General features: G+C 63.7%; 10 protein-coding genes. 7 read left to right on the plus strand and 3 right to left on the minus strand.

What is annotated here, in order from left to right:
* The first annotated feature begins 1 nt into the window (after position 1).
* The 6 genes from QZ564_RS06150 to QZ564_RS06175 all read left to right on the plus strand — a co-directional run bounded on the left by QZ564_RS06150 (position 2) and on the right by QZ564_RS06175 (position 10,079).
* Positions 2 to 1,036, plus strand: coding sequence for an ABC transporter ATP-binding protein (locus QZ564_RS06150; RefSeq protein ID WP_297106344.1), 1,035 nt, complete (start codon positions 2 to 4; stop codon positions 1,034 to 1,036).
* Positions 1,029 to 2,078 (plus strand): ABC transporter ATP-binding protein, encoded by a 1,050-nt coding sequence (locus tag QZ564_RS06155; protein WP_297106347.1) that lies wholly within the window; start codon positions 1,029 to 1,031, stop codon positions 2,076 to 2,078. The genes QZ564_RS06150 and QZ564_RS06155 overlap by 8 nt, the downstream gene beginning before the upstream one ends.
* Positions 2,075 to 3,295 carry an HAD family hydrolase gene (locus QZ564_RS06160; protein ID WP_297106350.1) on the plus strand — a complete coding sequence of 407 codons (1,221 nt, stop codon included), beginning with the start codon at positions 2,075 to 2,077 and terminating at the stop codon, positions 3,293 to 3,295. Before QZ564_RS06155 ends, QZ564_RS06160 begins: the two co-directional genes overlap by 4 nt.
* A 24-nt stretch (positions 3,296 to 3,319) precedes the next feature.
* On the plus strand, positions 3,320 to 5,773 hold the full coding sequence (locus tag QZ564_RS06165; RefSeq protein ID WP_297106354.1) for a hypothetical protein: 2,454 nt from the start codon (positions 3,320 to 3,322) through the stop codon (positions 5,771 to 5,773).
* A 72-nt stretch (positions 5,774 to 5,845) separates the two neighbouring features.
* Complete coding sequence (locus QZ564_RS06170) at positions 5,846 to 8,944, plus strand: glycoside hydrolase family 38 C-terminal domain-containing protein (RefSeq protein WP_297106357.1); 3,099 nt, start codon at positions 5,846 to 5,848, stop codon at positions 8,942 to 8,944.
* 25 nt (positions 8,945 to 8,969) lie between these two features.
* Complete coding sequence (locus QZ564_RS06175; RefSeq protein ID WP_297106360.1) at positions 8,970 to 10,079, plus strand: CehA/McbA family metallohydrolase; 1,110 nt, start codon at positions 8,970 to 8,972, stop codon at positions 10,077 to 10,079.
* On the opposite strand, the gene QZ564_RS06180 is transcribed toward QZ564_RS06175, so the two are convergent.
* The gene (locus tag QZ564_RS06180) at positions 10,076 to 11,380 is read right to left on the minus strand and encodes an FAD-binding oxidoreductase (protein WP_297106363.1); all 1,305 of its coding nucleotides are present in this window, start codon (positions 11,378 to 11,380) and stop codon (positions 10,076 to 10,078) included. The genes QZ564_RS06175 and QZ564_RS06180 overlap by 4 nt on opposite strands.
* A complete protein-coding gene (locus QZ564_RS06185) occupies positions 11,380 to 12,741 on the minus strand; it encodes a glutamine synthetase family protein (RefSeq protein WP_297106366.1) in 1,362 nt (453 codons plus the stop codon). Before QZ564_RS06185 ends, QZ564_RS06180 begins: the two co-directional genes overlap by 1 nt.
* A gap of 125 nt (positions 12,742 to 12,866) precedes the next feature.
* Between QZ564_RS06185 and QZ564_RS06190 the strand changes: the two genes are divergently transcribed.
* Positions 12,867 to 14,294 carry an aminobutyraldehyde dehydrogenase gene (locus tag QZ564_RS06190; protein WP_297106369.1) on the plus strand — a complete coding sequence of 476 codons (1,428 nt, stop codon included), beginning with the start codon at positions 12,867 to 12,869 and terminating at the stop codon, positions 14,292 to 14,294.
* A gap of 20 nt (positions 14,295 to 14,314) precedes the next feature.
* Here QZ564_RS06190 and QZ564_RS06195 read toward each other — a convergent pair whose 3' ends face one another.
* Positions 14,315 to 15,157 carry an amidohydrolase gene (locus QZ564_RS06195; protein WP_297106371.1) on the minus strand — a complete coding sequence of 281 codons (843 nt, stop codon included), beginning with the start codon at positions 15,155 to 15,157 and terminating at the stop codon, positions 14,315 to 14,317.
* Positions 15,158 to 15,173: the final 16 nt, after the last annotated feature.

The raw sequence follows: 15,173 nt of genomic DNA on the forward strand, positions 1-15,173 counted from the left end.
CATGACCACTTCAATCATGCCGCCGGCGCGGTTGCTCGAACTGGACAATGTCCAGGTGCACTTTCCCATGCGGGAGGGCCTGGTGAAGGCCGTCAACGGCGTGTCCTATCACGTGGACAAAGGCGAAGTCCTCGGCATTGTCGGGGAAAGCGGCTCGGGCAAATCGATTACCGCGCGCGCCATCATGCGCCTGCTGCCCAAGCGGGCCGTGGATGCGGGCGGGCAAATTCTGTTCCGGCCACGCACTGGAGAGGAATTCGAGCTCTCCCAATTGTCCCGGAACAGCCGGGCTATCCGGCAGGTGCGCGGCCATCATATCGGCATGATTTTCCAGGAGCCGATGACGGCGCTGTCGCCGGTGCATACCATCGGCACCCAGATCATGCGGACCATCCAGCTGCATATGGGGTTGGGACGGGCCGCTGCGCGGGAGCGGGCCATCGACCTTCTGGCCAAGGTGCAATTGCCGCGTCCCAAGGAACTGGTGGATGCCTATCCCCACCAGCTCTCCGGAGGCATGCGACAGCGCGCGATGATCGCGCTGGCCATCTCCTGCGATCCAAGCCTGCTGATCGCGGACGAGCCGACGACGGCGCTGGACGTGACCACCGAGGCGCAGATCCTGGACTTGCTCAAGTCCCTGCAATCGGAATTGGGCATGGCGATCATCTTCATTACCCACAATTTCGGGGTGGTGGCCGATATCGCCGATCGGGTCTCGGTGATGTATCTGGGGCGCATTGTCGAGACGGCCAGCGTCGACGACATCTTCTATGCGCCCAAGCACCCCTATACCCAGGCGCTGCTGCGCTCGATCCCGCGGCTGGGGGTCGACCAGGGACGGCGCCTGCCGACCATTCCGGGCATGGTGCCTGACCCCTTCAGCGTGCCGAGCGGCTGCGCATTCAACCCGCGTTGCAGCCACGCGATCACCGGGCTTTGCGAGGTGCAGGACCCGCCCGAGAAGCGCTTCAATGGACAGATGTCGCGCTGCCATATTGCCGACCGCTTTGCCCAGGAGCTCGCCCATGTCTGAGGCCATGACCAATGCTGCGGCGATGCCGGACGATGTGCTGATCTCGATCCGCAACCTCAAAAAGTATTTCCCGATCACCGCCGGCTGGTTGCGGCGGAAGGTGGGTGACGTCAAGGCGATCGACGACGTGTCGCTCGATATTCGCAAGGGCGAAACCTTCGGTCTGGTGGGCGAGTCGGGGTCGGGCAAATCGACCGTCGCCCGGCTGATGCTGCGCGCCTATTCGCTGACCGAGGGGCAGATCCTGTTCCGCCAGGCGGATGGTTCGGTTGTCGATCTGTCCGGTCTCACTGACCGGCAGATGCGGGCAATGCGCCGGGAGATGCAGATGATCTTCCAGGATCCGTATTCCTCGCTCAACCCGCGCATGACGCTGCTTGAGCTGGTGGGCGAGCCCATGGTGATCCATGGCGTGGGTACACAGGCGGAAATCCGCGACCGCGTTGCAGAACTGTTGCAGGTGGTGGGGCTGCGCCCCGAATTCCTCAACCGGTATCCGCATGCCTTTTCCGGTGGACAGCGCCAGCGCATCGGCATCGCTCGCGCCCTGGCGCTCAATCCCAGCTTCATCGCAGCGGACGAAGCGGTGTCGGCGCTGGACGTGTCGGTCGCTGCGCAGAACATCAACCTGCTGCAGGACCTGCAGGAAAAGTTCGGCCTGACCTATCTGTTCATCACCCATGACCTGGGCATGGTCGAGCATATCTCGGATCGCGTTGGTGTGATGTATCTGGGCCGGCTGATGGAAGTGGCCCCCACAGCGCAGCTCTTCGCCAAGCCGCTGCACCCCTATACCGAGGCGCTGATGGCGGCGGTGCCGCAGCCGGACCCGCGCGGCAATCGTACGCGCAAGCGCGTGCCGCTCAAGGGCGAGATCGCCAATGCGGCCAATCCGCCGCCGGGGTGCAGCTTCCACCCCCGCTGCCCCTATGCGCAGGCTAAGTGCGCCACCGAGGTGCCGGCGCTGCGGACAGTGACCGATGGACGCCAGGTCCGTTGCCACTTTGCGGAAGAATTGTCGCTGGTCGGGGCGATGGCATGAGAATGGTCACCGAGCTCGATCTGGCCGCGCAACTGGCGCCCCAGCTGATGCTGGACGCGCGCGAGCCCTATCGACCGGTGGCCATGGGCTATACTGTTTTCCGGGAGGCCGGGCAGTCGCCGTCATCCAAATTCTGGGTCGAACCCGCGGCGGCGGTGACGGTCGAATACGCGATCTATTATGACTGGGACATCGGGCACCTCTACGACCTCGAGCATGTATGGGTGCATGCGGGCGCGGACGGTCAGATCGTGCGGGTTGAAGCCTCGGCCCATGGCGGACGCCTGGTGATGGATGCGGGTGGAGGCCGGGCCGAGATGCGCGACGGACGCGCGCTCGTCTATGTCGAGGCGGGCAAACACGCCCATTGGGCGAGCCCGGACCTGATGGGCGAGAGGGACCGAAAGAAGCTGGCGGCGCTATGTGGCCGGCTGGCGGGCCTGGAGGGTGTGCATCTGGGCAATCCTTTCGCGCAACGGGGCGTCTATCGGGCAAATGGCGAGGACCATCGTCTGGCCCGGCTCAAGATGCGGCGCGACGCCTTTGCGCCAAGCCACCACTATGTGCCGCTGGCCCAGCCGGTATCCCTGATGCCCTGGCCGGCATGGGAGGCGGCCATTCCGCGTCGGATCGAGGCCGAGCTGGCTCGTTTGCGCGCCGAGCTGCCGCACCTCAAGGCGGTGTTGCTGGATTGCGGCGACACGCTGGTCGATGAGCGCACCGAGGAGAAGGAGCCGGGCAGTGAAGTGGTGCTGCGTGGCGAGCTGATCCCGGGGGCGGCCGAGACGATGCGCGCGCTCAAGGATGCGGGCTATCGCCTCGTGCTGGTGGCAGACGGCCCGCGGCAGAGCTTTGTGAACCTGCTCGGTCATCATCAATTGTGGGACCTGTTCGACGCCCATGTGATTTCCGAGGATGTCGGTGCGCTCAAGCCCGATGCACGCATGTTCGATACGGCCCTTGAGGCTGTGGGCCTGGACCGGTCCGACAGCTGGCGCTGCGTCATGGTGGGCAATAATCTGTCGCGTGATATCAAGGGCGCCAAGGCGCTCGGCATCATTTCGGTCTTCATGGCCTGGTCGAGCCTGCGTAGCCATGTGGCGGCCGATATCAGCGAACATCCCGACTATACCATCCGTTCTCCCGAAGAACTGCCGGCCCTGCTGGAGCAGCTGGAAGACCTGCTGCATTACCGGGGGCCGGCGCCCTTTTTTTGATGAGTGCGAACTGAAAGTCCTTTCATGACGACCCCATTGATGCGGATTGCCCGTGGCGACAGCCTGAACGCATGGGAGCTTTCCGCTGTTGACGCACGCTATTTTCCCGGCGAGGCCGCGCCGGCGCGCGACCCGCAAAACTACAAGTATATCAACGGCTTCGTTGATGTCGGAGACCTGCCATGCCGGGTGGCAACCTGGCAGGAGGTGGCCACGCGCAGCGTGCAATTGCGCACCGACTGGGCAGTCGAGAGCCTCTATTTGCCGGGCAGCAATCGCCGGGTGGAGTTCAGCCAGTTCCGGCATCGTCCGACGCGCCTGGCGCGCTGGTGCCGGACCCGGGTGGCGGCGCCGGAGGATCGCTATTGTTCGTTCCGCCTGTCGACCCGCGGGGGCGTTCATATCTGGGTGGACGGCGCGTTGGCCGGCCGGTTCGAGCCCTATACCCGCAACAGCACCGAAGAAACCGTGGTGCATCTGCCGCTCAAGGCCGGGGGCAGCGAGATCGTCGTTCTGACCGAGGACATGGCCGAGCGGGACATCAACTGGTTCTATGAACTGGTACTGCTGGACGATGTGCAGCTCGACGTGTTCCTGCCCGGCGCCAAGCTCGGCAGCAATGTCGATACGCTCAAATCGCTCTCCAGCCAGGTGCGGACACGCGGCGATGTGATCACCGCGGGGGATGATGTGACGCTGGTCTTCGATACGCCTGCCGGCATGGCGATCGATATTCGTGCTGTCGTCACCTCGACCTCGCATACCCACGCGACCCTGCTCGACACGACCGTTCCCCTGCCGAGCGGGGCCCGTGAGGTCACGCTCTGCAAGGGCACGGACCTGCCGCAGGGCTATCACAATCTGGAGTTGACTTTCGTGGCCGGTGACAGCCGCGTCGCGCGCGGTATTGGTTGCCCGATCCTGCATACGCTTGAGCCGAAATCGCTGGGCGACACTCTGGCCGCACGCAAGGCGAGGGCACTGGAGCATGCGGCGGTCAACGGCGAAAACCGGATGGGCACGGCCGTGGCGCTGCTGGAAACCGGCAGGGCCGATGATCCGCGGTTGCGGCCGATCATCGAGGAGACGCTGCTGACCATTGCCGAGCGGCGCGACTGTGCCGATTTCGTCTCGGTGCCACTGCTCTGGGCGTGGATGCGGCACGGCAGTGACTTTCCCGCTGACCTGGCAGAGAAGACCCGGCAGACCCTGATCGATTTCCGCTATTGGGTGGATGAACCGGGCAATGACGTGATGTGGTTCTGGAGCGAGAACCATGCGCTGTGCTTCCATGTGTCCCAGCTTCTGGCCGGGCTGGCGTTTCCGGAAGCGAGGTTCACGGCATCGGGCCGAACGGGGCGCCAGCAGGCCGAAATTGCGGCCGGGCGGCTCGATCTCTGGCTGACCTCGGTTGAAGAGGAAGGCTTGGCCGAATGGAACTCGGCGGCCTATTACCCGGTGGATTTCATCGGGCTCCTGGCGCTCGCGGAACTGGCGCCGGAGCCCATTGCCGGGCGGGCAAAGGTGCTCTGCGACCGCATCTTCACCATGGTGGCGCTGCATACGATGGCCGGCGTTCCTGCCGGGTCGATGGGGCGGGCCTATGACAAGGAATTGCGGGCGGGTCCCTTGACGGAGCTGGCGCCTTTTGCGGCCGTGGCCTTCGGATCGGGCTGGCTCAATACGGGCGTCGCCTCACTGCCGCTTTTCGCTGCGGGCGCCTATGAGCCGCCGGCGGAATTGGCCCGCTATGCCGAACCGGCCGCGGGTGAAGTGGTGCTCGCCCGTTATAGCCAGGGCTATGGTCCGGCGGCCCTGCTCAGCCTCTACAAGACCGCCGATGTGCAGCTTTCCACCAATAGCGGTGCCAAGGCGGGTGGCTATGGCCACCAGCAGCATGTGCTCGATCTGCGCTTTGCCAGCCATCCCATGGCCCGGAGCTGGCTCAACCATCCGGGTGAAGACGACCCCTGGGGGCAGCAGCGTCCGTCCTATTGGGGTGGCAATGGGGTGCTGCCGCGCGTTGGCCAGCATCGCAATGCGGCGCTGGTGCTGTATCGGCTGGGCGCGTCAGCCCGGCTCGATTTCACCCATGTCTATGCTGCGCGGGCGGGGCTGGTCCACCACCTCGATGGCGATACACTGATCCTCGAGGGGGGCGGGGGCCTGGTGGCCTACAAGGCCATGTCGCCGCTCGAAGCCATGCAGAGCGGGCCCTGCGCCGGTATTGAATATCGCCAGCAGGGGCGGGAGCAGGGTTGGGCCGTCATCGTGGCTGAGGGCCAGGACCTTATGACCTTCAAAGCCTATGTCGGCCGCTGTGTGCTGCGCTTCCAGGGTGGCGACAGGCTGGTGCTGGAACGGCCCGGCGCGCGGGGCCTCGGGCTTGACTGGTCCAGGGGATTGCTGGTCGGAGAGGCAGAAGAACAGGAGCCGTTTGGTGGCGTGGTCCCCAGGATCACCACCGAAAGGCTGTAGGCGGCGCCTGCGGCGCTAAAGAGACTGAACCATCACGCAAGCTACGGCCTTGGGCCGGTCCGGAATTCAACGATGCGCATTGAAAAGCTCGATCATCTTCTCGCCCGGCTGCGGAGCCGGATTTTCCAGCGGCTGGATACAACCCTGCCGCTGCGGTTCCGCCGGGGGCTGCCGGAAGAGCGGAGCAGGATTGTCGGGCAGGACCCGGCGAACTGGCAGGCGGTCGATCCGGAACTCGTCTGGGGGGAGCCGGAAAGCTATTTCTGGTTTGCCACACGCTTTGAATTGCCGGAGGCGGCGGCGGGGCGACGGGTGTTTCTCAAGGTCGATGCGCAGTTTGGCAATACGCGGGGGCGGTCGGACCCGCAATGCCTGGTGCGGGTCAACGGCAAGATTGCCCAGGGCGTGGATGGCAACCACCAGGAATTGCTGCTGAGTGAAGACGGGCTGGCCGGAGAGGTCTTTGACATCCTGCTCGAGGCCGGGACCATCGAGGACCGGCGCCAGCACGGCATGGCCATGGGGTTGATGTTGCATGATCCGCTCGTCGAGAAGGTGTTCTACGACCTTAGCGTGCCGCTCAATGTCGCGCGGCTTCTGGCGGCAGACGATCCGCGGCGGCACTTTATTCTGACCCGGGTCGATCGGGCGTTGCGTGAGGTCGATTTCCGGCCGGGCGATGCGGAGCGGTTTGCGGCATCGCTCCGCCGGGCCGAGGCCATCGGCGCGGAAATTTATGCGGCGGCCGATTTCGAGGAAAAGCCGGTGATCACGGTCACCGGGCACACCCATATCGATGTGGCCTGGCTGTGGCGCATCCGCGAGACGCGGCAGAAAATGGCGCGGTCCATGTCCACGGCGCTGGCGCTGATGGAGCAATATCCGGACTATCGCTTCATGTACAATCAGGGTGTGCTGCTGGACTATCTCTCGGAGGATTATCCCGAAGTCTTCGAGCGGTTGCGGGGGCAGGTCAAGACGGGCCGGTTCGAGATCGAGGGCGCGCTATGGCTGGAGCCGGACGCCAACATCACCAATGGCGAGAGCTTCGTCCGGCATATTCTGCATGGCATCGCCTATCACCAGGAGACTTTCGGGGTCACGCCACGCATCTTCTGGCTGCCCGACACCTTCGGCTATTCGGCGGCATTGCCGCAATTGATGAAGCTCTCGGATGTGGATGTGTTCATCACCCACAAGCTGAGCTGGAACGACACCAATCGCATGCCCAACGAGACCTTCCACTGGGAGGGCATCGATGGCAGCACGGTGGCGGCCTATTTCCTGACCACGCAGAATTACGATTCCAAGAGCATCGGCACCACCTATTGCCCCGATCTCAAGCCGACCCATGTGATGGGGACCTGGCGGCGCCATGGCCAGCAGGACCTCAACAAGGAGTTGTTCCTGGTTTATGGCCATGGCGATGGCGGCGGCGGGCCCACCCGCGAAATGCTCGAAAACATCCGCCGCATGGAACAGGGCATCCCCGGTTGCCCCGCCGTGCGTCACGAGCATATGTGGCCGTTCTTCGAGCGCCTGCTTGGGCGCATGGCCGAACGGCCGCAGGACTATCCCACCTGGGTGGGCGAACTCTATCTCGAATACCACCGCGGCACGCTGACCTCGGTGGCCAAGAACAAGCGCAACAACCGGCGGGCTGAGCAGATCCTGCGCGAGATTGAGGCGCTGGCGGTGCTGGCCGAGCAGCGGGCAGGCATGACCTATCCAGCACGCGAATTGCATGAGCTGTGGCGGATCGTGCTGCTCAACCAGTTCCACGACATCCTGCCCGGTTCGTCGATCGGGGCGGTTTTCGATGACAGTGACCGGGACTATGCGGACTTCTTCGGCCGTGCCGAGACCTTGCGGGCAGAGCTGGGGGGCAACCTTGTATCCCAGGGAGAGTTCGCGCTGTTCAATGCGCTGGGCCGGCTACGGGATGGCTTGATCGAGATTGAAGCCGATGCGCCCCATACAGTCACGACGGGCGGCGCGGACCTGGCGACGCAAACTTTACACCTGGCCGACGGCAGCACATGCCAGGGTGTGCCAGTGCGCGATCTGGCACCGCTGGCCCTGACACCGGTGAAACTTGCCGCAGGCGCCGCTGCTGCCGGTTCGGCAGATCTGAACGTCTCGACCTCGGTGCTGGAGAACAGCCTTATCGCGGCAAGGTTCGACGCCAAGGGCAGGATCGTCTCCCTGGTCGACAAGCGCTGTCAGCGCGAGCTGATCCCGCAAGGCGAAGTTGCCAACCGCTTCCAGGCCTATCGCGACATGCCGGTCGAATACGATGCCTGGGATATCGATGAGAGCTTTGAGGACCAGGTCTGGGATATCGATGAGCTGGTCTCGGCAGAGGTGGTGGAGACCGGGCCCTATCGGGCGGCCATTAGGTTCGAGTGGCGCTATGAAGGCTCGCGACTGGCGCAGGTCGTCTCACTGGAGGCCGGCAGCGACCAGCTCGGCTTCGACAGCTATGTCGACTGGCACGAGCATGACACGCTGGTCAAAACTGCCTTCCCGCTGGACCTGCTGGTACGCGAGAGTACAGCGGAGATTCAGTTCGGCCATGTGCGTCGGCCGGCCCACCGCAACACATCCTGGGACCAGGCCCGGTTCGAAACCGTCATGCATCGCTGGGTTGATCTGTCCGAGCCCGATTTCGGCGTGGCCATGCTCAATGACTGCAAATATGGCTATGACGTCGTGGGCAGTACCCTGCGGCTGACTGTGCTCAAATCGCCCACCTATCCCTGGCCGATGGCGGATCAGGGCGAGCACCGGTTCCGCTATGCGCTGGTCGTGCATCACGGCCTGCTGGACAGTGATATTCCCGGCCGCGCCGAGGCCTATAACCTTCCCCTGAGACTGGTCGCGGGTGCGGCAAAGGGTCAGGTGGATACGGGTTCAGCGCTTCGCCTCGACGGCAAGGGCGTCACCCTCGAGGCACTCAAGAAGAGCGAAAGCGGCGAGGGCATTGTGGTGCGCTTGTGGGAGACGCATGGCCGGGCGAACGAAGCGGTGCTGCACCTTCCGGCCGGTATCACGAATGCCGAAATCGTCAACCTGCTCGAGCAAAAGGGACAGCGACTGACTATCGCAGATGGTGCGGTAACGCTGCGCTTTGCGCCGTTCCAGATTGTAACGCTCAAGCTCACTGCCTGACCACAACGGCCCAGGAGACCTGATGATGATCCCTCCGCTCCCCGACACGTTGCCGGCCCCCGAAACATTCTCGCAAGGGGTATGGGTCAAGGGCGACTGGCACCTGCACTCCCGGCACAGCACCGATTCCACGAATAATCCGCAGTCCAAGATCATCGGCTTTGCCGAGCGCATGGGTTTTGACTACCTCGCGATCACCGACCACGACGTGCATGTGATGGGGGCGGTGGCCCACCACACCTGGGCCGATCCGGAATTCCGGTCTGACAGCGTGTTGCTGTTCTATGGCGCGGAACTGACGGCGCCGCGCGGGCATATCAACATTCTCTCGTCAGACCCCTATGATCATCAGCGCGTTTTCGATGCGCGCGATGACCGGGACTGGAACCTGCTCAAGCTCAAGCAGGAACTGGGGGTGCATATGTCGGCCAACCATCCCAGCACTAAGAACCATTACGGCTTTTCCTTCGACCTGGCGGATTCGGTTGAAATCTGGAACGGCTGCGTGTGGCCCAAGAATATTCCCGGCGTTCGCATCTGGGATGACATGCTGCTATCCGGGCGCATGCTGGGGGCACGTGGGGGCAGTGATGCCCATCATGGCGTACCCGACCGGCCAGACCAGATCGTGCCGCAAACCGTGGAGGCCACGTCCAATTATGTCGGCACGCCGACGACCTGGATATTTGCCGCCGAGCGCAGCAAGCCGGCCATTCTGCAGGCCCTGGAACAGGGGCGCGCCTCGGTCAGTTCCAACCCCTATAATCCGCGGGTCGAGCTCTATGCCGATACGGACGGGGACGGGGTGATGGACATGATGATGGGCGACAATGTCAAACCCGATGGGCGGGAGGTGCGGTTCGAGGTGCGCCTGGTGGGCGGCGGCATTGCCGGCGCCAATTATGCCGTGCGGGTGATCAAGAACCGGAGCCCATTTGCCAGCCTGGTGACGGATGCGGACACGCGCAGCGTGCAATTCACCGATACGCCAGGGATTGGCGAGCGCAACTATTATCGGGTGGAGATCGAAGGACCGCAGGCGCCATATCCGGAAGTGCCCAATTCCATGGCGCAGAGCCAGAACATGGTGGCGCTCTCAAACCCGCTCTATTTCAACTACAATCCTGCCTTCTAAATCCCAAGCTTGTCCTTGAGTGCGTACCACCAAGAGCCGAGCGTGGAATATTGCGCGCGGAACATACGACCGCCGGGGAAGGGGATCCAGGGCAGGCTGGCGAAGGTGTCAAAACGGGTCATGTCACCGCGTACGGCTTCGGAGAGGATGCGCCCGAAAAGGTGCGAGCCGGTGACGCCGTGGCCGGAATAGCCATGGGCGAAATAGACGTTCTTGCCCAAGCGGCCCAATTGCGGAACGCGCGAGAAGGAGAGGGCGAAATTGCCGCTCCAGGCATAGTCGATCTTCACGTCCCGCAGCTGAGGGAAGACTTTGTCGAGGTTCGGCCTCAGCTTGGCGACAACGTCGGCGGGATCGGTGCCGCCATAGACCACCCCACCGCCGAAAATCAGGCGATGATCGGCCGAGAGACGGAAATAGTCGAGAATATAGCGGACATCCTCGACGCACATGCCGGTGGGCAGAAGGGCGTTGGCGCGGTCTTCGCCGAGCGGTTCGGTCGCCATCATCTGGGTGGAAACGGGCATGACGCGGGCGGTCAGCTCGGGCACGACATTGCCCAGATAGGCATTGCCGCAGATCAGCGCAGTCCTGGCGCGGAGCTGCCCCCCGGCCACGTGGACCGTGGCACCGGAGGCGTCCTGCTCGACCCGGATGACGGGTGAGTGCTCGAAAATGGTGCCGCCAAGGCTTTCAAAGGCCGCCGCTTCCCCCAAGGCCAGATTGAGCGGGTGCATATGGGCGCCCGAATGGTCGATCATGCCGCCTTCATAGACGGTCGAGCCGATATGCTGGCGGATCTGGTTCTTGTCGAGCAGTTCATGGTCGTTCATGCCATGGGAGGCCCAGAGGTCCTTTTTGGCCTTAAGCTCTTCCATGTGCTTGGGCGTATAGGCCGCGTAGATATTGCCGCGCCTGAGGTCGCACTGGATGCCATAACGCTCAATGCGGTCATAGATGATGCCCGCGCCTTCCTGCAGCAGGCCGCCGACGAAGTTGGCCGTCTGCTGGCCATAGCGGCGCTGGATCGTGCCCAGGCTGGCGTTGAGGCCGTTGACGACCTGGCCGCCATTGCGACCCGAGGCGCCCCAACCCACTTCGGCGCCTTCGACAACCACGACCCTGAAGCCGTGTTCGGCAAGGCTGATGGCCGCCGAGAGGCCGGAATAGCCGGCGCCAACCACGCAGATGTCTGCCTCGACGCTGCCTTCGAGCCGCACCGGCTGGCGGATGATGTTGCGGGAGGCGGCGTAATAGCTTGGTGGATAGGCGCCGTCTCCGGCATAGGACGCGTCAGCCATCAGATGGCCTCCAGATAGGCAGAGAATTCAAGGTCGGTGACCTGGGAGGCAAAGCCGGCGATCTCCTGGCGCTTGCAGGCGACGAACATGGATTGCAGAGCATTGTCGAAGATGCGCGGCACCATGTCCCCATCCTCGAAAGCGTTCACGGCGGATGCCCAGTCGGCGGGCAGTTTGGGCAGGCGCTCGGAATAGGCCCGGCCCTTGAAAGGCTTGGGCGGCTTGATCTGGTCTTCGATGCCGACCAGGGCGGCGCCGAGGATGCCGGCCAGCACCAGATAGGGATTGGCGTCGGCACCCGAGACGCGGTGTTCGATGCGCCGCGCCTTGGGATTGCCGCCGGGAATGCGCACGGCGGTGGTGCGGTTTTCGTAACCCCAGGATATGGCGCTGGGCGCGTGGGTGTCGGGCCGCAACCGGCGATAGGAATTGAAATGGGGCGCGAAGAGCAGGGTGGTTTCGGCCATGCCGGCGAGCAAGCCACCGACCGCATGATGCATCACCTCCGAACCGCTCTCGGTGCCGTCGTCAAAGACATTGTTGCCGGCGGCGTCGTTGAGGCTGAAATGCACATGGAAGCCATTGCCCGAGCGGGCGCCATAGGGCTTGGCCATGAAGGTGGCGACGAGATTATGCTTGCGCGCGACGCCCTTGACGATGCGCTTGAACAGCACCGCATCGTCGGCGGCCTTGAGGCCGTTGGTGTGCAGGAGATTGATCTCGAACTGGCCGATGCCGTTTTCCGCGACCGCGGTATCGGCGGGCACGTTCTGCTGCCGGCATTGCTGGTACACGTCCCGGAAGAACTCGCCGAAATCCTCAAGCTCATCGAGTGAGAGAATGGCATCGGAGTCCAGGCGCTTGCCGGTATAGGGGGAGATGGGGGGCTGGGCGGAGTCCGGATCGGGGTCGACCAGATAGAATTCGAGTTCGGTCGCCACGACCGGTTCGAGTCCCAGTTCGGCGTAGCGGCGCAGCACATGGGCGAGGGCCTGGCGCGGGTCGCCGAGGAAGGGAGTGCGCGCATCCTGGAACAGCCAGAGCGGGATCATGGCGCTCGGGCGGGTGGTCCAGTTGATGGGCAGGGCGCCGCGCCCGGTGGGGCTGCAGATGCCGTCGGTATCGCCGGACGAAAAGACCATGGGATTGCCCATGATGTCTTCCCCCCAGACATCCACCCCGACAATGGAGAGGGGCATGCGGATGCCGTTTTCGGCCACGCGCTGCGCCTGATCGATGGGAATGCGCTTGCCGCGCAGGATGCCGTTGAGATCACATACGGCGGTGTGCAGGACTTCGATCTGTGGGTTATCCGCAAGCCAGGAGACGATATCTTCGTTTGCGGTCGGATCGGAACTCATGCCTGTGCGTCGCCCTTTTTGTGTGACATAGCATCAGACTAGCAGGTGCTGACGCGTTGCGGGAGGCCGTGCTGAAAGATTGCGGATGTGGCGCAGGGGCGCCCGGACGAGCGGAGACAATTGGCATGGGTGAGATGAACACGCGCCTGTTTATCGATGGCGCTTTTGTCGCCGGCGAGGGCCAGGTGGAAACTGCCTTCGAGCCAGCGCTGGGCAAGCCGCTGGCGGAAGTGGCCTCGGCCAGCGATGCGCAGATCGAGGCTGCCGTGACCGCTGCGGACAGCGCCTATCGCGACTGGTCGAAGCGCACGCCGCGCGAGCGCAGCGCTGCCCTTTTGGCCATTGCCGACGCCATTGAAGCGCGGGCCGACCAGTTGGCCTTGGTGGAATCGCGCAATGCCGGCAAACCGCTGCGCTTCGTCAAGGCGGCCGAACTGGTCAATGTGGCAGATGTGTTCCGCTTCTACGGTACGGCGATCCGCAACATGCCGGCACCAGCGGCCGGCAATTATCGCTCGCCGAACCGGGTGAGCATGGTGCGGCGCGATCCGATTGGCGTCGTCGCCCAGATCGCACCCTGGAACTACCCGCTGTTGATGGCGGCCTGGAAGATCGCGCCGGCGATTGCAGCGGGCAATGCGGTGGTCATCAAGCCTTCGGAAATGACGCCGCTGAGCCTTCTGGTGCTGAGCGAGATTTTTGCGGATATCCTGCCCGCGGGCGTCGTCAACGTGATCTGTGGGAATGGCCCGGATGTCGGAAACAGGCTGATCTCGCATGATCTGGTGCGGATGATCTCGCTGACCGGCGATGTGCGGACCGGCCGGGCAGTGTTGCAGGCGGCAGCCGGCAACAGGATCAAGCGTACACATCTGGAACTGGGCGGCAAGGCGCCGGTGATCGTGTGCGCGGATGCCGACCTGGACAAGCTGGTCGAAACCCTGCGCGAGGCGAGCTTTTACAATGCCGGCCAGGATTGTACCGCGGCTTGCCGCATCTTTGCCCATGCCGATGTGGTGCAGGGCCTGACCGACCGGCTGGAAGCCATGGTGGGCACGCTGGTCTATGGCCGCCCCGAACGGGACGATGTGGAGTTCGGCCCGGTGATCAGCCAGCGGCAGCTGGAGCGGGTGGACGGCTTCGTCACGCGGGCGCGGCAGGAGGGTTTCGAGGTGATGCAGGGGGCAGCGCCGGAGGCCGAGGGCTATTTCTTTGCGCCGACGCTGGTGGCTGCGCCTATCGAGGCGGAAATCGTGCAGAAGGAAGTGTTCGGGCCGGTGCTGAGCATCACGCCCTTTGCCGATGAGCAACAGGCGGTGGACTGGGCCAATGCCTCAGAATACGGGCTGGGCTCATCGGTGTGGTCGCGGAACGGCAGCCAGGCCATGGCTATTGCCAATGCGCTCGAATATGGCGTCACCTGGGTCAACACGCATGGCGTCATGGCTACGGAAATGCCCCATGGCGGCATGAAGAATTCCGGCTATGGGTCCGATCTCTCCATGCAGTCGCTGATCGACTATACGCAGATCCGCCATATCATGATCGAATAGGCCTGCGGGTCCGAGCAGGGCTAGAGCCGGTAGATGTGCCGGGCGTTGGCGTGGAGCAGCCTGTTCTGCTCGTCCTGGCTGGCGCCCTTGATAATCTCGCGTGTCGCGCCGACCCAGTCGGTCAGCGAGCCGCCGAGCGTGACGACCGGGTGGTCCGAACCCCAGACCACGCGATCCCATCCGAAGCTTTCGATAACATGCTCGACATAGGGGCGGAGCTGGTCGACCGACCAGCCGGGGCCAGCATAGGCCATGATGCCCGATATCTTGGCGTTGAGATTTTCCAGCTTTGCCAGCGCGGTGATGTTCTCCCGCCAGCTGCCGGGCTGCGACAGATTGATATATTGCGCGCCGCAGTGATCGAGGATGAAGGTCACATCCGGACAGCGCCGGACCAGGGTCTCGCCGATGTGCAGCTTGTCGTGACGGACGACCAGATCGAAAGTGAGTTGGTGGCTGGCGAGCCGGCGGAGATTGTCCACGAACTGGGTGGACTGGCTCAGCTCGTCGGGGGCCTCGTGCAGGATGCGGCGCAGTCCCCTCACACCCGGGATGGCGGCGAGGCGCTCCAATTGTTGCGGGAAGTCTGCGTGCTCGGGCCGGCAGCCCGCAATGGCACCGGCAATGCCGTCGAGTTCCAGGACATGACGGGTCTCGGCTTCGATGTCGGCCTCGGCCACGTCAACTTCCATGTGCAGCGCTGCCTCAATGCCCAGGGGGCGGGCTTCTTCCAGGTAGGACTGGATGGTCCAGCGCCGGTCGAACGGGTGGCCAGTGGAGATCCAGGGATAGGTGAACCGCGTTGGATCGATGAGGTGCAGATGGGTGTCGATAATTGGGATCATGGTCAGGTCTTTTGGCATCTTGGCCTGCCGATGG

Source organism: uncultured Devosia sp. (assembly GCF_913055165.1).
Classification (GTDB): domain Bacteria; phylum Pseudomonadota; class Alphaproteobacteria; order Rhizobiales; family Devosiaceae; genus Devosia.